This window comes from Marinomonas sp. UCMA 3892 (assembly GCF_012726345.1).
GTDB lineage: Bacteria > Pseudomonadota > Gammaproteobacteria > Pseudomonadales > Marinomonadaceae > Marinomonas.
This window is the reverse complement of the sequence record NZ_PTXN01000008.1, coordinates 229,689-248,975: the sequence shown is the minus strand read 5'-3', so window position 1 is coordinate 248,975 and position 19,287 is coordinate 229,689. Positions and strand designations below refer to the sequence as shown.

Genomic DNA, 19,287 nt, shown 5'->3' with positions numbered 1-19,287 from the left:
CCTCCTTTCACCTACAGCGATTTTTCTTTTGATTTATCGGTTGTAAGTTTGTCTGTAGTCAACTTATCCGTGGTTAAATAAACATCACTACCTAGTTCACGAAATTGCTCAGACATTTGCTGCATACCTGCTTGTGCATCACTTGCCTCTAAAGCACTCACGTCAATGGCTTGCGCGTCTTCCAGTCCTTTCGCATAGTCGCGCACTTCTTGAGTGATCTTCATTGAACAAAACTTAGGCCCGCACATAGAACAGAAATGTGCCACTTTTCCTGAGGCTTGGGGCAAGGTTTCATCATGGTAAGAACGAGCCGTTTCAGGGTCTAATGACAAGTTGAATTGATCTTCCCAACGGAATTCAAAACGGGCTTTTGATAACGCATTATCGCGAATTTGCGCTCCCGGATGACCTTTTGCCAAATCCGCCGCGTGGGCAGCGATTTTATAAGTGATCAAACCTTGTTTAACGTCTTCCTTGTTAGGCAAACCGAGATGCTCTTTTGGCGTCACGTAACACAACATGGCACAACCATACCAACCAATTTGTGCAGCCCCAATGCCAGAGGTAATGTGATCGTAACCTGGTGCGATGTCTTGAGTTAATGGTCCCAATGTATAAAACGGCGCTTCGTGGCAATGCTTAAGCTGTTCAGTCATGTTCTCTTCGATCAGTTGCATCGGCACGTGCCCAGGACCTTCGATCATTACTTGCACATCGTATTCCCAAGCAATTTTCGTCAGCTCGCCCAAGGTGCGAAGTTCAGACATTTGTGCTTCGTCATTAGCATCCATGATAGAACCAGGACGCAAGCCATCTCCAAGCGACAAAGCCACATCGTATTCCGCACAAAGCTCACAAATTTCACGGAACCGCTCATACAAGAAGCTTTCCTTGTGATGTGCTAAACACCATTTCGCCATGATGGAACCACCACGAGACACGATGCCTGTAAGACGCTTAGCCGTCATAGGAACATAGCGCAACAAAACACCCGCGTGAATGGTGAAGTAATCTACACCCTGCTCCGCCTGTTCAATCAAGGTATCGCGAAATACTTCCCAGTTTAGATCCTCAGCGACACCATCGACTTTTTCCAAGGCTTGATAAATTGGTACAGTACCGATTGGCACAGGAGAGTTTCGTAAAATCCATTCACGAGTTTCATGAATGTTTTTACCCGTCGACAAATCCATTACGGTGTCGGCACCCCAACGTGTAGACCAAACCAGTTTTTCTACTTCTTCTTCAATAGAAGAGGTCACCGCAGAGTTACCAATATTAGCGTTTACTTTCACCAAGAAGTTTCGACCAATAATCATTGGCTCGGATTCTGGATGATTGATGTTGTTAGGAATAATAGCGCGCCCTCTTGCCACTTCATCTCGAACAAACTCTGGAGTGATACGCGCCTGCAAGTTCGCACCAAAGCTTTGCCCCGGATGCTGCTTCAATAACAGCTCGCTCTTAATGGCGTCAATATTCTGATTTTCACGCAAAGCAATGTATTCCATCTCTGGCGTGATAATCCCTTGGCGAGCGTAATGCATTTGCGTAACACGTTTACCTTGGCGAGCTTTACGTACTTTAGGCAGTTCTTTAAAACGCAACTCATCCAGTGCCGCATTTTCTAGACGTGACTTAGCAAACGATGAAGACACACTTGGTAATATTTCGGTGTCATCACGTTTTTCAATCCATGTCGCGCGCATTGGAGCCAAACCACGGTAAACATCAATGTTTTCTTGCGGGTCGGCATAAGGGCCTGAGCAATCGTATACGTAAATAGCTTCGTTGGGTTCGAAAGTAAGATTGTCTGGATCTGAACCAATCGGCGTATCAGTCAGATTAATTTTGCGCATAGGTACACGAATCGAATCGTCTGAACCGGTTAAATAGATTCGCTCGGACGCAGGGAAAGGTTTGGCTTGCAACGACTCGATAAAAGATTTCGCGGCTTGTCGTGATTCTTCACGGGACTTTTTATTAGGCTTTTTTTGGGGGTGGTTTATTTCTTGTTGATTAGATTGGCTGTTCAATTCATTAATAGTCGACATGAGCACTTCCCTTATTTTTAAAATGGAGAATTGCTTGTCTGGGGTGCTGTTTTACAAGCAAACGCACTACTGGCGTTAATTGCAAAACGTGAACCCTGAATTTTAGTAGCAAAGATGCTTTAGAGGATATGGCTGCATCGATTCTATAAAAATCAGGAGTTCATTCGATGCAGAAAAGAAAAATAGATACTTTCTTGTTTCCTACGCGGGTATTAGCCCGATCAGGTTCTGCGGATCCCGCATTTAATTATGCGATCTCAGCCAAATGGCACTCCGACAAGTAGGGCTGAGTATACTCAGTCTTATCGGAATGTAAACACCCACCTTTTATATGGGTGTTTATCAGAGACAAGAGGCAAAACCTATTCCCCTTGCATTTCAAGCGCCATTTTATAAAGGTAGTTTTTCTTCTCACCGGTTAATTTAGCTGCCATAGCTGCCGCTTGCTTAACTGGTAAGTCTTCTAGCAATATAGTCAAAATACGCTTGGCTTCTAATTCTGCTTCGTTACCACTTTCTTGGGTAAAACTCAGCATAACGACGAATTCACCACGCAATTGATTGGCATCCGCATCGAACTTGGCAAGAATTTCAGATGCCGTACCAGATAAGAAAGTCTCGAATGTTTTCGTTACTTCACGAGCCAATACCAATTGCGCATCTTCACCATAGACTTTTTGCACGTCTGTAATCGAATCATAAACACGGTGTGTGGATTCGTAAAATACCACTGTGCCCGTTTGCTTTTTCCATGACTCAAACAAATCGCAACGCCCTTTGGATTTTGCAGGTACAAACCCAGCAAAAAAGAATTGATCCGTTGGTAAACCAGAGGCACACAAAGCAGCAATCAATGCACAAGCCCCTGGAATCGGCAAAACTTTATGGCCTTTTTCTCGCAATGCATGCACAACATGATAGCCAGGGTCAGAAATTAGCGGCGTTCCAGCATCAGACACTAAAGCAACATTCTTCCCTTCGTCCAATAAGCTCGCGACATAGTCTGCTTTGTCTTTTTCATTATGGTCGTGAATGGAAAAAAGTTTGGCTTCAATGGCAAAATGATTAAGTAAACGTCGAGTGTGTCGCGTGTCTTCCGCTGCAATATAGTCTACATCACGTAAAGTTTGTTCGGCTCTTTTACTGAAATCATCTAGATTACCAATTGGGGTGGCAACTATGTATAGCGACCCTCTCGCATCATCAGAACTATGTGGTACCATGTGACCTCTTTTATTTGTCATTTTGTAAGCTTATGAGCCTAATTAATTACCGCATCATATCATTAACTCTTTGCTCTTTTCTGCTAAGCGCCTGTAATTCCATGAATTTAAATATGGATCAGTCTCAAAACCGGGTACAAAACGCCAGTAGCAGCTCGCAAGAAAGAACCTTGCCACCTAGCATCTACCATCCAATTAAAACATCGGATGTTTCAAAGGAGTTAGCGGATGCCTACAACGCAGCAAAAAACTTCTATGCACAAGGCGAGTATCAACAAACCATTGATGCATTAGAAAGTAAGGTGTTAGCTACAACATCGTCAATTCAATTTGAAGCCTATTTACTTGCCGCTTTAGCCTCTTCAAATTTGGATAATTCCACCGACGCTTTAGCTTACCTCGAAAAAGCCGACAAACTGCCTGCAGCAAGCCATCCTGACAATCAGAATCGATTGAAAGAAACAAAAGCGTCGATTCTTGAATACTTTGGCAATTGGCTTGAAGTCGTAAATCTACGAATGGATTTGGCCTACAACCTTCCTCTTTATGAAGGAGAAGAAAACCAAGCAAAATTGTGGTTGGCTATTCAAAATTTAACGCAAAATGAAATTGATGAATTATACCAACTGCAAAATCCCTTACTGAATGGCTGGCTGACTATCAGCAGCATTTTAAGAGATCAATCGCTGTCTATCGAACAGCAACTTAAGATGTTCAAAAATTGGCAGATTGAAAACCCAAGTCACCCCGCAGCACTCTCGCCACCGCAAGATTTCGAGATTATGTCATCGGTTGAACAGATGGCACCGAAGAAAATCGTCTTGATGTTACCAATGAGCGGCAAATTAGAACGTGCATCTCAAGCTATTGTAGATGGCTTTTTTGCCTCTTTTTACAACCAAAAAGAAGCTAGACCACAAGTTAGTATTGTTAATATTGATGACTACTCAAACATTAGTGAAGCACTTGCCGCCGCAAATGCACAACAACCCGATGTCATTATTGGCCCATTACAAAAAAACAATGTTGCTCAGGTCAGTCGCTTAGACCTACCTTACCCAGTGATCGCGCTAAATCAGCTGGACATCAATCAACACCCAAAAAATCTTTATCACTTCTCCTTAAACGCAGAAGATGAAATACATGAGCTGATCACGTTCGCTAAGCAAGAGGGCGCAACGAGAGCGGCGATCCTGAGCACTCAGGACACATGGGCACTCAAACAAAGTGATGAGTTCCGTGCCGCAGCAGCGAAAGATAATATCACTATCACTTCGAATCAGTCTTATGCCAACACACCAAAAGGCAGACAAGATGCGATTCAGAAATTGCTTTTGATTAATGAGAGTTATGCCCGCAAAAGATCAGTTGAAAAATGGATCGGCACAAGTGTAGATAGCATCGCAAGATCTCGCGAAGACCTAGATTACGTCTATTACATTGGCAAACTCAATGACGCTAAACAAATCAGGCCTCTTTTAGATTTTTACTTCGCTGACAAGATACCAATGCTTGCTAGCAGTACTCTAAATGACAGCGCCCCTGAAAGGTCAACCAAACCTGAAGATATTGAGCGCATACTGTTCACAGAAGCTCCTGCTCTTACACCAAACAATACATCGTTAGATGCTTTGCCTAAAAATCAAAACTCAAACATTTTGCGCAGACTACAAGCCTTAGGTGCTGACTCGTATTTACTAGCAAGCAAATACCAACTATTCACCCTACTTCCGAGCACTAAAATTTCTGCAAATACCGGCATTATCACCATGGATGAGAATGGCATATTTCATAAAAGACCTGAGATCATGACTTACCGAAAAGGAAATTTGGTATATGCGACCAGTTACCAGTTTTTTAAACAGAAAGAAGGCACCGAAAAATAACGGCGACAAAGCAGAGCAAGCTGCCGAAGCCTTTTTGCGGAAGCAAGGGCTTCGATTTGTAGAGCGAAACTTCTTCTGCCGTATCGGAGAAATTGATTTAATTTTTTTAGATCAAAACACCTATGTTTTTGTAGAGGTTCGCTTTCGAGCTAACAACACTCATGGCAATGCCGCTGAAAGCCTTGGACAATCAAAGCTTAAAAAAGTACGTAACAGCGCGGCTTTATGGCTGCAAAAGAATAATAAAGTAAACAACTCAAGTCGCTTCGATGCGATACTATTTGACGAAAAAATAGACTCTCAACATTTAACTTGGCTTAAAGCAGTATTTTAATCACTATGGATTTTCAAGAAGCAATCTACACACAATTTGCCCAGAGTTTTGAAGCACAACAACAAGCTCTGGAAAGTTTACCTCCTTATATTGAACATGCTGCAAAAGTGATTTTTTCAAGCATTGCTTCTGGCGGGAAAGTTATTTGCATTGGCAACAGTACAGGTTCCCATCTAGCTCAATACTTCAGCACCCTAATGCTAGATCGAATGGACAGAGAGCGCCCTGGCCTACCAGCGATCAACCTAAGCGGTGAAGGCTCAGCCCTTTTGGCCATCACTCACAACGATAGCTACCATGACGTCTTCTCCAAGCAAATTACAGCACTTGGTAATCAGGGTGACATTTTGTTTGTTATTGCAAACAGAGGCAACACCTCCCCTATCATTCAAGCCATTCAAGCGGCCCATGAACGCAAAATGAGTATAGTCGCGTTAACCAGCCCAGAAGCCAAAAACGTCTCGTCACTGACCTCTCAGGATGATACGGAGATAAAAATCAACCTTCTAGGTACAGCCAGAGTGCACGAATGCCAACTTAGCGTCATTCATATATTAGTAGACCTACTCGAACGCCAATTATTCGGCTACGAAGATTAAACACGCTCTTATCAGGTATAGATCAAAAAAATAGCCGCTCTAAAAGCGGCTATTTTTTAATGACCTAAAAGTAATCATCCATTCTTTATTTCACAACTTTAAGTTGGAAACCTTTCTTAGGCTCTGGCGGGGTTGGAGTTGGTTCATCAAAAAACTCCTCGTCTGGAAAAACAAAACCATCACCATTTTCCTTCGCATATAAGGCAAGAGCAGCGCACATAGGTACATAAACCTGCATCGGCTTACCGCTAAAACGCGCCTCAAACGAAACTGCGTCTTTATCCATAATCAAATGTCGTACCGCAGTCATACTGACATTTAGCACGATCTGACCATCTTTAACGAATTCAGTAGGCACTACGACATCTTTTTGATTCGCATCTACCAATAGGTAAGGTGTCATATCATTATCCGCAACCCATGAATAAGCGGCATTTAATAAATAAGATCTTTTCGGTAACATATTGTCTCCCACCCAATAAATATTTGTTAAAAAAAAGGAGCCATAAGCTCCTCTTTTTACAACTCAACCAAACCGAGACATAACTCAGATCAGTCTAAACGCATTTCTTGTTCAGCTTCAGAAAGACTTTCTTGGAAAGACTCACGAGAAAAAACCAAATCCATATACTTGTATAGCGCTCTTGCTTGGTCTTTAGGAATTTCCACCCCTAATACAGGCAAACGCCACAAGATTGGAGCCAAACAGCAATCCACGATAGTGAACTCATCACTCATGAAATAAGGTTTTTCTTCAAAAATTGGAGTAACGTTCAACAAACCTTCACGCAATTCTTTTTGTGCTTTAGCAACAGCTTCTTTGTCCTTACTAGTAAGAATCAAATCAACTAGCTTTGCCCAATCGCGCTGAATACGATACATAAACAAGCGACTTTCAGCACGAGCAACAGGATATACAGGCAGCAACGGAGGATGTGGAAAACGTTCATCCAAGTATTCCATCATGACATTTGGCTCATAAAGAACCAAATCACGATCGACTAAAGCTGGTAGCTCATTGTATGGATTAACATCCGCCAACTCGTCTGGCTTGTTAAACGGGTCTACATCTATGATGTCCACTGTGACGGCTTTCTCAGCCAATACAATACGAACTCGATGGCTATAATGATCCTCTCCATCAGAAAAGAACGTCATTGAGGAGCGCTTTGCAATAACACCCATGTCTAACCCCTATATTGAAAACATCTACGTCCCCTTCAAAGGAGGGAACAAACTATAATATGGTGACGAAGTAACAAAAATATTACACTATCTCGCCATCACAGAAAATCTTTCATGGAATTTTTACTCACGCACCTTTTTTATAAAACAAGGCTTTAATTGAGCACTGAGCTCTATGTAGAGAACCATCCTCAACCTAGCTATCAAGCAACACGCGGCAAATTAAAACACACTTATGAAACCATGAATTTCAAAGCTCGGCTATTCTAGCATTATTTTCAAACAATTTTTCTTAGAAAAATCATTTTGTTGCAAGAATTCTAAAGTTAACTTTATTTCAAGCAAAAAAAACGCTTGGCGAAAACACCAAGCGTTTTAATAATAATTCCAAAGCGAATATTAACGCTTAGAGAACTGAGGACGACGACGAGCTTTGCGTAGACCAACTTTCTTACGTTCAACTTCACGAGAGTCGCGTGTAACGAATCCAGCAGAACGTAGAGTACGACGTAGAGTCTCATCGTATTGCATCAATGCACGAGTGATACCATGACGGATCGCACCAGCTTGACCAGAAATACCACCACCTTTAACAGTGATGTAAACATCAAACTTCTCAGTTGCATCAACCAACTCAAGAGGCTGACGAACAACCATGCGAGCAGTTTCACGACCGAAGTACTGATCAATTGAACGGTTATTGATAACTAGGTTACCAGAACCGGCTTTTAGGAAAACACGAGCGGTAGACGTTTTGCGACGACCTGTACCGTAGTATTGAGTAGCTGACATAATGATCTTCCGTATTAAATGTTAAGGGCTTGAGGCTGTTGAGCAGCATGTGGATGCTCAGTACCAGCGTACACTTTCATTTTCTTGTGCATTGCACGGCCCAATGGACCTTTTGGCAACATACCTTTTACGGCGATTTCAAGAACGCGCTCAGGAGCGTGATCAATCAACTTCTCGAAATTCATAGAACGCAAGCCGCCTGGGTAACCAGTATGGCGGTAGTATTGTTTAGCAGCTGCTTTGTTACCAGTAACGTGAATTTTCTCAGCGTTAATAACAACGATGTAATCGCCTGTATCAACGTGTGGAGTGTATTCCGCTTTATGCTTGCCACGTAGACGGCGAGCAATTTCAGTAGCCAAGCGGCCTAGAGTTTTGCCTTCAGCATCAACCACGAACCAGTCGCGGCGAACTTCAGCAGGTTTAGCTGTAAAAGTTTTCATCAAAAAACCCTTTCAATACGCGTGCTCAATGACACGCTATACCTATTATTATTGGTTGGCCAAGTAGTAAACCACTTGATCAACGTACACTTACCTTTAAAAAGGCGAGCGAATTATATATCAAGAAAATCAATTTTGAAAGCCGTATTCGAATTAAGGGCGGTGCTCTAAAGACAAATACTCTTCTGATTGCATTTCTAACAATCGACTTACTGTACGATCGTATTCAAAGGCTAAACGTGTACCTTTATAAATTTCCGGAATAGCCACTTCTGCCGAAAAAATCACCTTGACGTGGCGATCGTAAAATTCATCCACAAGGTTAATAAAGCGGCGCGCTAAATCGTCTCGCGAAGCATCCATTTGTGGCAAATTTGAAATGATGACTGTGCTGTAAAGACGGGCAATTTCAATATAATCAATTTGACTTCTTGGACCATCACACAAAGCTTTAATATCAAACCAAGCCATCCCCTCGCAACTTCTTAATAGCGGAATGTTTCGACCTTCTATTTCTACCGCCCCGCCCTCTACAACATGCGAAGCATCAGAGATCAAACTCATAAAACGATTATTTAACTCGTCATCCGCTTCTTTGCTAAGTGGGTAATGGTAAAGCTTGGCCTGTTTAAGCGTTCTTAAGCGATAATCCACGCCACCATCAACATTCATTACTTTGGTGTATTTTTTCACCAAATCAATCGCTGGCAAGAAACGCGCACGCTGCAAACCGTTTTTATACAAGCCGTCTGGCTCAATGTTGGAGGTCGCCACTAAAGTCGTGCCGTTTTCAAACAACACCTCAAGTAAGCCGGCCAAAATCATAGCATCAGTGATGTCCGTCACAAAAAACTCATCAAAACACAGCACCTTTGCTTTAGACGAAATCTCCTTACCAACAATTTCCAGTGGATTTTTAACGTCATGCAGCTTACGAAGTTCTTGGTGAACCATTTGCATAAAGCGATGAAAATGGAGGCGCATTTTCTTTTCTGTTGGTAAACAATCAAAAAAAGTATCCATTAAATAGGTCTTACCTCGACCTACTCCACCCCAAAAATACAATCCCTGCTCAACAGTCGGAGCTTTCTTTTTCAAGAAGCGCCCCAAGAAACCATTGGTGGATTTATCTGCTTGGTTCGCAATCAAACGGTCAAATAAATCCTGAAGCGCTTCCACTGCTTCTTCTTGAGCTGGATCATAATTAAAGTCTGTTCTAGTCAAATCTTGCTTGTAACGTGTAATGGGTGTCATCGCCGCTCTTTCGTTCGATTAGTAAATTATGCCTATTCTAACAAATTGCATCTTAAACAACACCTATCAAGCTGTTATCGTAGGGGGTGTTTCGCTATAATGGATTATCTGTTTTTTGGAGAAAGTCATGAACTTAGAAGAATTCAACATCATTATCTTTATTACCGGCATCATTATTGGCTGTGTCGCTACACTTGCTCTTAAAAGCTACAGTGCAAAAAATAACAGCAAAAAAGCTGATTCAAGCTCAAACATCATTACGATGAAGTCACTACAGCAAGAATTAGACAGCAAGCAAGTTATTATCGACAACTTCTTCACTGACAGTAATGAACACTTAATGTCCGCAGAAAAACGCTTAGCAGACCTAAGAAACACTCTTGCAGATAACGCAACTCAATTAAGCAACATAAAAATTGAAAGAAGCACAGCCACTTCAAACAATACCGATACTATTGAGCCTGCTTCTTTCGAACCACCAAGAGACTACGCACTAAAAAATGATAAAGAACCAGGCACATTGAGTGAATCATTCGGTCTTGATGATAGAAATATAGACCTTGAACCAAAGCGCACTATTTAACAAAAAATATACCAACAAAAAACGGGCTTCAAAAAGCCCGTTTTTTTCATCTGTTCAACATCCCACTAAGCTGGATTATCTACATCAATAAAGACTGCTTCCAAACCACACTCACTAGATAGATAGGCAGCCATAGACTGCGCTCCAAAACGTTCTGTTGCATGATGTCCTGCCGCAATAAAATGAATATCCATTTCACGCGCAATATGAATTGTCTGCTCAGAAACCTCACCAGTGATAAACACATCCGCGCCAACAGCGACAGCCTGTTCTATATAACCTTGCGCACCACCGGTACACAACGCTACCCGACGAATTGGGCGATCATTAACGCACTCAAACAATACGCTTCGACCAACCGCAGATTCGACGATTCGTCGGAATACATCGGACGAGACAGGCTCATTTAATTCACCAACAACGCCGATAAACTCTTCGATGGGCACACCTGACTGCAAGCCAGACCGATTTAAAAGCCCAATAGCATCAGCCAAGCCAGCATTATTGCCTAGCGTAGGATGCGCATCCAATGGCAAATGATAGCCATATAAATTGATATCATTTTTAATCAAAGACGCAATTCTACGATATTTCATACCAATAATTCTGGGATCTTCGCTCTTCCAAAAATAACCATGATGAACGAAAATAGCATCCGCTTTATACTCAATAGCAGCGTCGATTAATGCCTGACTAGCCGTTACGCCCGTAACCACGCGGTTAATCTCTTTTTTTCCTTCCACCTGCAACCCATTGGGCGCATAATCTTTGAAGCGACTTGGACTTAATGTCTTATTAAGCAATAACTCAAATTCACTGCGTAGCAAAACAACTCCTTATATTTATGAATCAAAAAAACTACTGGCCCCCCATCATTATCTCCATTCTGGCTGGCACTTGTATAGGCCTAGCTGTATTACTCATACAGGAGAAACAAAAGATTGCCGACTCCAGCTATTCAACATCAGTAAAAATAGCCACGCCATCCGTTGTTAACATCTACACTCAAGTCATACAACAAAAAGGCCTAAATGATTCAAGCACAGCAAAGCACAGCATAAACCTAGGCTCTGGCGTCATAGCAACAAAAGATGGTTTTATCCTAACCAATCATCACGTTATTCAAAATGCTCAAAGCATTGTTATCGCCCTTCATGACGATAGACGTGTTGAAGCAAAGCTCATTGGTTCAGATCCATCCACCGACCTAGCAATCTTAAAAATAGACCTACCCAATCTTCCCAACATTAAAATGGGCAACAGTGACAAAGTGTCTGTTGGAGACAAGATCCTCGCAATAGGCAACCCGTTTGGAATCGGGCAGACAGTAACAGCCGGCATTATTAGCGCCAAAGGCCGAAACAGCATAGGCCTTAATACCTATGAAAATTTTCTACAGACCGATGCAGCCATAAACCCAGGTAATTCAGGCGGCGCGTTAGTCAATCTACGAGGTGAACTCATTGGCATTAGCTCCGCCATTTATTCAAGTACTGGCGGCTCACAAGGAATTGGCTTTGCCACCCCCATTGACGACGCTCTCAATGTTATGACAGATATCATAAAACAAGGGGAAGTAATAAGAGGATACTTAGGAATGGACGCTCAAAAAATAACTCAGTCTCTGGCAGATAACTTACTCTTACCAACAAATCACGGACTATTAGTAAGCGACATAACTAAAGAAAGCCCTGCTGAAAAAGCTGGAATAGAAGTTGGAGATATAATACTTGAAATTAACAACACGCCGAGCGAAGACCCATTCCAGATAAGACACTTAATAGCATCACTAAAACCTGGAACACGCATCTCGCTGGTTGGCCTTCGCGGGCAGCAATCCTATCAGACTAATATCATGCTAGAAAAACAACCCACGATGCAACGTATCACCTATTAACATAACATAAGCGCTAATGCTGAAGCTCAACCTGTTCTTTCAACTTTTGCAAGCTGCGCTCAAAATTACTACCCGCAATATTGTTAGCAAACATAGCAAGATATGGACTCAACAGACCTGCATTAAGGCTACCTTCGATCGTCCATTTAACCAAAGTACCGCCTTTGGTTTCTTGCAAGTCGATTTGATTATGAACTAAATTCACCTTTGGTTTAGGACGCACGTCAAAACGCACAACATCTTCAGATGACTCAACCACAGATAAAACACCCTGCTCGGCTGCTTTATTGTAAAACAAAGCAACAGAATCACCTTCCCCCAAAACACCTTCAAATGAAGCCACTTTACCATCCTGAACAAACATCCAATCTGGCAAACCACTTCCTTGAAGCATATCTTGGTAAACCACATCACGAGGAGCATTAATAATCACACTACGCTCCACCCGATAATCAGCAGGCATAAAAAAGCCAACAACCACTAAAAACAAGATAACAATCGCAGAAATGCGCGTTACCTTTCTTAGTTTATAAAGAGCAGCCGGATGCGATGAGTTACTTGCCATTAAGAACCCTTCAGAATACGATATTCCGCCGACATAGCATGCGCCTCTAGAGACTCTCCACGAGCCAAAGGAGAAGCTATTTTAGCCAACTCACTTGCCCCTTCAGGCGAACAGTAAATTAGCGAGCTACGTTTTTGGAAATCATAAACTCCCAAAGGGGATGAGAATCTTGCCGTACCAGACGTTGGTAATACGTGATTCGGTCCCGCACAATAATCACCCAATGCTTCTGGCGTATGACGACCCATAAAGATAGCACCAGCATGACGGATTTTTTCCACCCATTTCTCAGGTTCATCAATAGATAACTCAAGGTGCTCAGCAGCTACTATGTTCGCAATATCCATAGCTTCATCCATATTTTCAACATGAATGAAGGCACCACGACCTTCCAGAGAAGCCTTAATAATATCTTTGCGACTTTGCGTTTCAATCAAACGTTCCATAGAAGCCTTTACATCTTTGATGAAAGCTAAGTCAGGAGAAATTAAAATAGATTGAGCATCTTCATCATGTTCTGCTTGAGAAAATAGATCCATAGCAATCCAATCAGGGTCTGTCTTACCATCGCACACAACAAGAATTTCAGAAGGTCCGGCAATCATGTCGATACCGACAACACCAAACACCATCTTCTTAGCTGTAGCCACATAAATATTACCTGGGCCAACAATCTTATCAACCTTGGGAATAGTTTCAGTACCATACGCCAAAGCCGCAACAGCCTGCGCACCACCAATAGTGAATACACGATCCACACCAGCAATATACGCCGCCGCCAAAACGATATCGTTCACCAACCCATCTGGCGTTGGAACAACCATGATAATTTCGCCAACACCCGCTACTTTAGCAGGCATAACATTCATCAACACAGAAGAAGGATAAGCCGCTTTACCACCTGGCACATAAACACCAACACGATCTAAAGGCGTTACTTTTTGACCAAGCACGGTACCGCTATCTTCTTGGTACTGCCAAGATGGCTGTTTTTGACGCTCATGATAATCATGGACGCGCTTTGCAGCCGCTTCCAAGCTAGCCACCAACTCGGCACTGACTCGATCTTTTGCGAGAGCCAACTCTTCACGTGAGATTTCAAGCTCGGTAGAAGAAACAACTTCGCGACGATCAAAACGATTGGTGTATTCAATGACCGCATCATCGCCATTAAGGCGAACTTGTTCAACAATATCGGCCACTGCCTTTTGTACGCCCGCATCAGACACTGAGTCCCACGCAAGCAAAGACTCTAGTTCAGAGTGAAAACCAGCAGAGCTAGAAGAGAATTCTCGAATATTCAGGTTCAATTATTTGCCCTCGTTATCTTCAACCGCACGCCTTATCATTTCTAAGATAGGCTCGATTTCAGAATACTTCGTTTTATAAGCCGCTTTATTGACCACCAAACGCGTACTGATTGGCGCGATCAATTCACGAGCCTCAAGACCATTTGCTTTTAGTGTATTGCCTGTATCAACGATATCCACAATAAGATCAGCTAAGCCCATAATAGGCGCCAATTCCATCGCACCATATAGCTTAATGACATCAGCCTGAATACCTTGCTCAGCAAAATACGCCTTCGCCGTTTTGATGAACTTCGAAGCAACCTTCAAACGCCTATTTGGCAACGGCTGACCAACAACACCTGCCGTCATCAAACGACATTTCGCTATTTTAAGATCCAGCAATTCATAAAGATTTTTTGTTGATGCTTCCATCAACACATCTTTACCAGCCACACCGAAGTCAGCTACACCATGATCAACATAAGTTGGTACGTCAGTCGCACGCAAAATAACTAGCTTGATATGCTCATGATTGGTATCGAATATTAACTTTCGGCTTTTACTAATATCTTCAACTGGAACAATATTCGCTTTTTCTAAAAGCGGTAAAGTTTCACCAAGAATGCGCCCTTTCGACAGCGCAATCGTCAACGTTTTGCTCATATTAATTTAAAACCCGTGAAATTTTCGCACCCAATGAACCGAATTTCTCTTCAATACACTCATAGCCACGGTCAATATGATAGATACGATCAATCTTTGTATCACCCTCTGCCACTAAAGCAGAAAGCACCAAACTTGCAGAAGCTCGCAAATCCGTCGCCATAACTGGCGCACCTTTCAAACGATCACAACCACGAACGATTGCAGTGTTACCGTTTACTTCAATATCAGCTCCCATGCGAAGCATTTCGTCCACATGCATGAAGCGATTTTCAAAGATATTTTCAATAACTCGACCTACGCCGTTTGCAATTGAATTCAAGGCAACAAACTGTGCTTGCATATCTGTTGGAAACGCAGGGTACGGCGCAGTACTGATGTTTACAGCATTTGGACGACGTCCTTCCATATCCACTTCAATCCAATCATCACCACAAGTCACTTTTGCGCCAGCCTCTTCCAATTTAGAAAGAACAGCCTCAAGCGACTTAACATTGGTATCAATAACACGCACTTTGCCACCCGTAATAGCAGCAGCAACCAAGAAGGTACCTGTTTCAATACGATCTGGCATCACCGGATAACTAGTGCCATGCAAAGCCTCTACACCATCAATGGTAATGGTATCTGTACCATGCCCCTTAATTCTAGCGCCCATTGCAATTAGACATTCAGCCAAATCAACCACTTCAGGTTCACGAGCAGCGTTTTCTAAAATAGTTTGCCCATCTGCTAACGTAGCCGCCATCAACAGGTTTTCAGTTCCCGTTACTGTCACTTTATCAAAAAAGATACGAGCACCTTTAAGACGACCATCAACGCTTGCTACGATATCGCCGCCTTCTACAGCGATTGTTGCACCCATAGCCTCTAAACCACGCAAATGCAAATCCACTGGTCGACTACCAATAGCACAACCACCTGGAAGCGATACTACCGCCTTACCAAAATGACTGACTAATGGTCCAAGAACCAAAATAGAAGCGCGCATTGTTTTAACAAGGTCGTACGGCGCTTCACAATTGTTAAGAGTCGAAACATCCAGCTGAACACTCATTTTTTCGTCAACAACAACACCACATCCCATAGAGCCAAGCAGCTCAAGCATGGTGGTAATATCGTGTAAATGAGGAAGGTTTTTAATTGTAATCAATTCTTTTGTTAACAAGGTTGCCGCTAAAATTGGCAACGCAGCATTTTTCGCACCAGAAGCACGAACAACACCATTAAGCCGAGTACCACCGGTAATCAGAAGCTTATCCATATTTTTAATCTCTTATAATAGCTTTTATAGCTTGCTTATTTGTTCTGGCGTATAGGTTTTCATTGTAACGGCATGAATAGCGCCACTGGAGATAGCTTCCTGAAGATGCGAATACACAAGCTGCTGCCTCTTAACTGTTGACAGCCCCTCAAACTCACTTGTCACTACAACTACTTGAAAATTACAACCTTCTCCCTCTGCAACCACTTCACAGTTGCGGATAGAGGATTCCAAAAGTGCTTTAACTTCACCTGCGTTCACAGTCGCTCCAATATATAAAATATGCTCGATTCCTCTATTCTACATGAGTACAGCCAACTACTTAACACCTCTAAGCCTAACTCTGAATAAAAAACCACTTGTTTTCTAAGATTTTATTCAAGACTGACAATGCCTCCAGCCAAAAACAAAAAAATCCGAACCCATTTAATGAGTTCGGATTTTATTATTCACAATAAAAGCTAGATTTATCGAATTAAGACTTTTTCGCTAAAGACTCTTTCCAAGCAGAAATAGCCAACTCAATGTCATTTTTATTCTGCTCCATCATGACACCAAACTGCTTCCGAAATGTTAAGCCAAAGTTAATGTTGTTAATCACAACATTACTCAACATCCACACACCTTTTTTAGACTCCTCCATGAAGAAGCTAATATTTAACATGCCACCAGATTCCATCTGAAAATCAACGTCAACTTTAGTTTCTTTCCCCCTGCCTTGAGGCCCTAGAGGTAAAACATTAATTCGATCAGCATCCAGCTCAAGCAAGGAGGTGCCATATGTTTTCAATAAGGTGTCTTTAGTAACACTAGCAAAACGAATACGTTGTTCAGGTGATGCTCTTCGATAATACTTCCCCATCACTTTTTTGGAAAAATCATCAAAATCGACCACATTAGCCAAAATATTATCAACCCGTTTCTCTAATAAAACCGGATCTTTAGACAATACCGCTTTATCAGCAACGATATCTGTGCGAAAAGCGTCAACCACCTTAATAACCTTATCCCTTGCACCTTCAACGTCAGACCACGTTAAACTTGACCCAAGCAAGGAAAAAATAAAAATAACACCAGATAAAATCTTAGACATATATTACTTCTCCGAATCGCCGCCTTTGAACAAGAACTGACTGATCAAAGTTTCTAAAACCAGGGCGGATTGGGTATCAAAAATTTCACTGCCATCTTTAAGCATTTCATCATCAGCCCCAATAGAAATACCTAAGTACTTCTCACCCAACAAACCGCTCGTTAACACTGCAATAGAACTGTCTGTAGGAATATTATTAACATCAGAATCAATATTCATTGTCACCAAAGCCATATACAACTTTTTATCAAACGTAATTGACTCAACATTACCAACAGCCACACCAGCAATAGAGACTTTGGCCCGATTTGTGAGCCCTGCAATATCATCAAACCTAGCAACAACCTGATACGTGTCTTTCTTGCTAGAGAAGGCAAGCCCACTCACTTGAACAGCCAAATAAACAAGAGCAACAACGCCCAATATAATAAAACACCCTACCAACAATTCTGAACGCTTACTTCTCATGCTAAAAATCCCCAAACATAGCGGCGGTTAATATAAAATCTAAAGCCAAAATAGCCAATGAACCTAAAACCACTGTACGAGTGGTTGCTTTACCAATCCCTTCAGAAGTGGGGACACACTCATAACCTTGATAAACAGCGATCCATGTAACAACAACTGAAAAACATAACGCCTTAATAAGGCCATTCATAATATCAGTATCAAAATACACAGACTGCTGCATTGATGACCAAAAAGCGCCATCATACACACCTAACCATTGAACAGAGACAAGATGCCCGCCAAGAATACCCGATGCAGAAAAAATCAAACTCAAGATAGGCAAACAGATAACACCAGCAATAAAGCGTGGCGCAATCACTCGCCTTAGAGGATCAACCCCCATCATCTCAAAGCTAGATAATTGCTCCGTTGCTTTCATCAAACCAATTTCGGCAGTCAAAGATGAGCCAGCACGACCAGCAAACAAAAGCGCCGTCACCACTGGCGATAACTCTCTCAACAAAGAAAGCGCCAGCAGCTGCCCAACCGCCTCTTCTGAGCCAAACTTGGCCAAAATACTGTAACCCTGAAGCGACAGCACCATGCCAATAAAAGCACCCGAGACAATAATAATAACGAGAGACAATACCCCAACAGAATAAAGCTGTTTCACTAATAAATTGACAGACTCTTTAAACCGGACAGGCAACCTAAAAATACTTTGTACCAAAAATATCCCAGCTCGACCGACCGCTTCAAGCCAATCCAGTAGCGACGCTCCCAACAATTCAATGCTTTTCATAATGTCGCCCTACTAGAGATACTTTCTTCTGGATAATGGAAAGGAACAGGACCATCAGGCTCACCATTCAAAAACTGTTTTACCTCAGGGTCATTAGACGCGCGAATTTCGTCGGCTGAACCCTCAGCAATCACTCGCCCACCAGCTAAGATACACACATGATCGGCAATAGAAAGAGACTCCTCTACATCATGAGACACGAGAACAGACGTCATATTTGCTGAATCATTAAGCTGACGTATCAACTTCACCAAAACCCCTTTAGAAATTGGATCTTGCCCAGTGAATGGCTCATCGTACATTACCAACTCTGGATCCAAAGCGATGGCACGTGCTAACGCCACACGTCTAGCCATCCCTCCAGACAATTCCGACGGCATTAGACTAGCCGCACCACGCAAACCAACGCTGTAAAGCTTATCCGCAACAATACCCGCTATTGTTTTCGCATCCAGCTTAGTATGTTCCTCCATTGGAAAAGCAATATTCTCAGCGACAGTCATATCACTAAACAAAGCACCACTCTGAAAAAGCATACCCATTTTTTTGCGCACCTTATAAAGCTCAGAGCGGGACAAAGCGTGTACATTTTGACCATCTACTAAAATAGTGCCTGAGTTTGGTGCGAGTTGCGCCGCAATTAAACGCAGCAATGTCGTCTTCCCCGTTCCACTAGGTCCCATCACCGCAGTAATCTTACCTCTTGGAATAGTAAGTGATACGCTCTCATAAATAGAACGATCTCCCCTTGAAAAACTAACATTTTGGACTTTTATATAAGCATCTACCACTGACACACCTTTTTAATCCCTATCAAATATCGCCAGATACTAACATCGCCCCCCAACAAATAAAATCATGACGCAGCCAAATCCACTTTGTTTATAAGATCAAGCCTTGAATTTCAA

22 protein-coding genes and 1 riboswitch are annotated in these 19,287 nt (G+C 42.3%); of the genes, 5 read left to right on the top strand and 17 right to left on the bottom strand.

Translation table 11 applies throughout. The features are described from left to right. Window positions 1-11: 11 nt before the first annotated feature. Entirely contained in the window at window positions 12-2,054 is a 2,043-nt protein-coding gene (gene thiC / locus B6N13_RS13330; RefSeq protein ID WP_211172860.1) for a phosphomethylpyrimidine synthase ThiC, read from the bottom strand. Window positions 2,055-2,235: 181 nt separating this feature from the next. Beyond that, window positions 2,236-2,340, bottom strand: a riboswitch (TPP riboswitch). Window positions 2,341-2,416: 76 nt separating this feature from the next. Continuing rightward, entirely contained in the window at window positions 2,417-3,277 is an 861-nt protein-coding gene (gene rsmI / locus B6N13_RS13325; RefSeq protein WP_248280329.1) for a 16S rRNA (cytidine(1402)-2'-O)-methyltransferase, read from the bottom strand. A gap of 113 nt (window positions 3,278-3,390) precedes the next feature. Here rsmI and B6N13_RS13320 point away from each other — a divergent pair, with 113 nt between their 5' ends. Genes B6N13_RS13320 through B6N13_RS13310 form a run of 3 tightly spaced genes read left to right on the top strand, consistent with a single transcriptional unit; the run spans window position 3,391 to window position 6,096 of the window. Beyond that, a complete protein-coding gene (locus tag B6N13_RS13320) occupies window positions 3,391-5,163 on the top strand; it encodes a penicillin-binding protein activator (protein ID WP_248280328.1) in 1,773 nt (590 codons plus the stop codon). Continuing rightward, the gene (locus B6N13_RS13315) at window positions 5,114-5,497 is read left to right on the top strand and encodes a YraN family protein (RefSeq protein ID WP_012070096.1); all 384 of its coding nucleotides are present in this window, start codon (window positions 5,114-5,116) and stop codon (window positions 5,495-5,497) included. The genes B6N13_RS13320 and B6N13_RS13315 overlap by 50 nt, the downstream gene beginning before the upstream one ends. A gap of 5 nt (window positions 5,498-5,502) precedes the next feature. Beyond that, on the top strand, window positions 5,503-6,096 hold the full coding sequence (locus B6N13_RS13310) for an SIS domain-containing protein (RefSeq protein ID WP_012070097.1): 594 nt from the start codon (window positions 5,503-5,505) through the stop codon (window positions 6,094-6,096). Between the two features lie 85 nt (window positions 6,097-6,181). Here B6N13_RS13310 and B6N13_RS13305 read toward each other — a convergent pair whose 3' ends face one another. From B6N13_RS13305 to zapE, 5 genes are all read right to left on the bottom strand, one after another. Next, window positions 6,182-6,559: a ClpXP protease specificity-enhancing factor gene (locus B6N13_RS13305; RefSeq protein ID WP_169459600.1), complete on the bottom strand. Its 378-nt coding sequence runs from the start codon at window positions 6,557-6,559 to the stop codon at window positions 6,182-6,184. A gap of 89 nt (window positions 6,560-6,648) precedes the next feature. Next, window positions 6,649-7,281, bottom strand: coding sequence for a glutathione S-transferase N-terminal domain-containing protein (locus B6N13_RS13300; protein WP_012070099.1), 633 nt, complete (start codon window positions 7,279-7,281; stop codon window positions 6,649-6,651). A 399-nt stretch (window positions 7,282-7,680) separates the two neighbouring features. After that, the gene (gene rpsI, locus B6N13_RS13295) at window positions 7,681-8,073 is read right to left on the bottom strand and encodes a 30S ribosomal protein S9 (protein WP_012070100.1); all 393 of its coding nucleotides are present in this window, start codon (window positions 8,071-8,073) and stop codon (window positions 7,681-7,683) included. 14 nt (window positions 8,074-8,087) lie between these two features. Continuing rightward, window positions 8,088-8,516 (bottom strand): 50S ribosomal protein L13, encoded by a 429-nt coding sequence (gene rplM / locus B6N13_RS13290; protein ID WP_012070101.1) that lies wholly within the window; start codon window positions 8,514-8,516, stop codon window positions 8,088-8,090. Between the two features lie 153 nt (window positions 8,517-8,669). After that, window positions 8,670-9,770, bottom strand: coding sequence for a cell division protein ZapE (zapE, locus tag B6N13_RS13285; RefSeq protein WP_012070102.1), 1,101 nt, complete (start codon window positions 9,768-9,770; stop codon window positions 8,670-8,672). Between the two features lie 127 nt (window positions 9,771-9,897). On the opposite strand from zapE, the gene B6N13_RS13280 reads away from it, so the two are divergent. Next, window positions 9,898-10,353 (top strand): DUF1043 family protein, encoded by a 456-nt coding sequence (locus B6N13_RS13280; protein WP_012070103.1) that lies wholly within the window; start codon window positions 9,898-9,900, stop codon window positions 10,351-10,353. A gap of 65 nt (window positions 10,354-10,418) precedes the next feature. Here B6N13_RS13280 and B6N13_RS13275 read toward each other — a convergent pair whose 3' ends face one another. Then, a complete protein-coding gene (locus B6N13_RS13275) occupies window positions 10,419-11,180 on the bottom strand; it encodes a Nif3-like dinuclear metal center hexameric protein (RefSeq protein ID WP_169459599.1) in 762 nt (253 codons plus the stop codon). A 17-nt stretch (window positions 11,181-11,197) separates the two neighbouring features. On the opposite strand from B6N13_RS13275, the gene B6N13_RS13270 reads away from it, so the two are divergent. Continuing rightward, a complete protein-coding gene (locus B6N13_RS13270) occupies window positions 11,198-12,250 on the top strand; it encodes a trypsin-like peptidase domain-containing protein (protein ID WP_169459598.1) in 1,053 nt (350 codons plus the stop codon). Window positions 12,251-12,263: 13 nt separating this feature from the next. On the opposite strand, the gene B6N13_RS13265 is transcribed toward B6N13_RS13270, so the two are convergent. The 9 genes from B6N13_RS13265 to B6N13_RS13225 form a co-directional block, all read right to left on the bottom strand. Beyond that, a complete protein-coding gene (locus B6N13_RS13265; RefSeq protein WP_169459597.1) occupies window positions 12,264-12,815 on the bottom strand; it encodes an SRPBCC family protein in 552 nt (183 codons plus the stop codon). After that, window positions 12,815-14,125 (bottom strand): histidinol dehydrogenase, encoded by a 1,311-nt coding sequence (gene hisD / locus B6N13_RS13260; RefSeq protein ID WP_012070107.1) that lies wholly within the window; start codon window positions 14,123-14,125, stop codon window positions 12,815-12,817. The genes B6N13_RS13265 and hisD overlap by 1 nt, the downstream gene beginning before the upstream one ends. Beyond that, window positions 14,126-14,770 (bottom strand): ATP phosphoribosyltransferase, encoded by a 645-nt coding sequence (hisG, locus tag B6N13_RS13255; protein WP_012070108.1) that lies wholly within the window; start codon window positions 14,768-14,770, stop codon window positions 14,126-14,128. A gap of 1 nt (window position 14,771) precedes the next feature. Next, the gene (gene murA, locus B6N13_RS13250) at window positions 14,772-16,034 is read right to left on the bottom strand and encodes a UDP-N-acetylglucosamine 1-carboxyvinyltransferase (protein WP_169459596.1); all 1,263 of its coding nucleotides are present in this window, start codon (window positions 16,032-16,034) and stop codon (window positions 14,772-14,774) included. Window positions 16,035-16,058: 24 nt separating this feature from the next. Beyond that, the gene (locus B6N13_RS13245; protein WP_012070110.1) at window positions 16,059-16,295 is read right to left on the bottom strand and encodes a BolA/IbaG family iron-sulfur metabolism protein; all 237 of its coding nucleotides are present in this window, start codon (window positions 16,293-16,295) and stop codon (window positions 16,059-16,061) included. A gap of 214 nt (window positions 16,296-16,509) precedes the next feature. Then, window positions 16,510-17,127 carry an ABC transporter substrate-binding protein gene (locus B6N13_RS13240; protein ID WP_012070111.1) on the bottom strand — a complete coding sequence of 206 codons (618 nt, stop codon included), beginning with the start codon at window positions 17,125-17,127 and terminating at the stop codon, window positions 16,510-16,512. Between the two features lie 3 nt (window positions 17,128-17,130). Beyond that, entirely contained in the window at window positions 17,131-17,595 is a 465-nt protein-coding gene (mlaD, locus tag B6N13_RS13235) for an outer membrane lipid asymmetry maintenance protein MlaD (RefSeq protein ID WP_169459595.1), read from the bottom strand. A 1-nt stretch (window position 17,596) separates the two neighbouring features. Beyond that, window positions 17,597-18,379 (bottom strand): lipid asymmetry maintenance ABC transporter permease subunit MlaE, encoded by a 783-nt coding sequence (gene mlaE, locus B6N13_RS13230; protein ID WP_012070113.1) that lies wholly within the window; start codon window positions 18,377-18,379, stop codon window positions 17,597-17,599. After that, the gene (locus B6N13_RS13225; protein WP_169459637.1) at window positions 18,376-19,170 is read right to left on the bottom strand and encodes an ATP-binding cassette domain-containing protein; all 795 of its coding nucleotides are present in this window, start codon (window positions 19,168-19,170) and stop codon (window positions 18,376-18,378) included. The genes mlaE and B6N13_RS13225 overlap by 4 nt, the downstream gene beginning before the upstream one ends. Window positions 19,171-19,287 lie beyond the last annotated feature (117 nt).

Bases quoted from the DNA above. Each gene is read 5' to 3' on its own strand.
- thiC (WP_211172860.1), bottom strand. From the start codon at position 2,054: ATGTCGACTATTAATGAATTGAACAGCCAATCTAATCAACAAGAAATA.
- rsmI (WP_248280329.1), bottom strand. From the start codon at position 3,277: ATGGTACCACATAGTTCTGATGATGCGAGAGGGTCGCTATACATAGTT.
- B6N13_RS13320 (WP_248280328.1), top strand. From the start codon at position 3,391: ATGGATCAGTCTCAAAACCGGGTACAAAACGCCAGTAGCAGCTCGCAA.
- B6N13_RS13315 (WP_012070096.1), top strand. From the start codon at position 5,114: ATGCGACCAGTTACCAGTTTTTTAAACAGAAAGAAGGCACCGAAAAAT.
- B6N13_RS13310 (WP_012070097.1), top strand. From the start codon at position 5,503: ATGGATTTTCAAGAAGCAATCTACACACAATTTGCCCAGAGTTTTGAA.
- B6N13_RS13305 (WP_169459600.1), bottom strand. From the start codon at position 6,559: ATGTTACCGAAAAGATCTTATTTATTAAATGCCGCTTATTCATGGGTT.
- B6N13_RS13300 (WP_012070099.1), bottom strand. From the start codon at position 7,281: ATGGGTGTTATTGCAAAGCGCTCCTCAATGACGTTCTTTTCTGATGGA.
- rpsI (WP_012070100.1), bottom strand. From the start codon at position 8,073: ATGTCAGCTACTCAATACTACGGTACAGGTCGTCGCAAAACGTCTACC.
- rplM (WP_012070101.1), bottom strand. From the start codon at position 8,516: ATGAAAACTTTTACAGCTAAACCTGCTGAAGTTCGCCGCGACTGGTTC.
- zapE (WP_012070102.1), bottom strand. From the start codon at position 9,770: ATGACACCCATTACACGTTACAAGCAAGATTTGACTAGAACAGACTTT.
- B6N13_RS13280 (WP_012070103.1), top strand. From the start codon at position 9,898: ATGAACTTAGAAGAATTCAACATCATTATCTTTATTACCGGCATCATT.
- B6N13_RS13270 (WP_169459598.1), top strand. From the start codon at position 11,198: ATGAATCAAAAAAACTACTGGCCCCCCATCATTATCTCCATTCTGGCT.
- B6N13_RS13265 (WP_169459597.1), bottom strand. From the start codon at position 12,815: ATGGCAAGTAACTCATCGCATCCGGCTGCTCTTTATAAACTAAGAAAG.
- hisG (WP_012070108.1), bottom strand. From the start codon at position 14,770: ATGAGCAAAACGTTGACGATTGCGCTGTCGAAAGGGCGCATTCTTGGT.
- murA (WP_169459596.1), bottom strand. From the start codon at position 16,034: ATGGATAAGCTTCTGATTACCGGTGGTACTCGGCTTAATGGTGTTGTT.
- B6N13_RS13240 (WP_012070111.1), bottom strand. From the start codon at position 17,127: ATGTCTAAGATTTTATCTGGTGTTATTTTTATTTTTTCCTTGCTTGGG.
- mlaD (WP_169459595.1), bottom strand. From the start codon at position 17,595: ATGAGAAGTAAGCGTTCAGAATTGTTGGTAGGGTGTTTTATTATATTG.
- mlaE (WP_012070113.1), bottom strand. From the start codon at position 18,379: ATGAAAAGCATTGAATTGTTGGGAGCGTCGCTACTGGATTGGCTTGAA.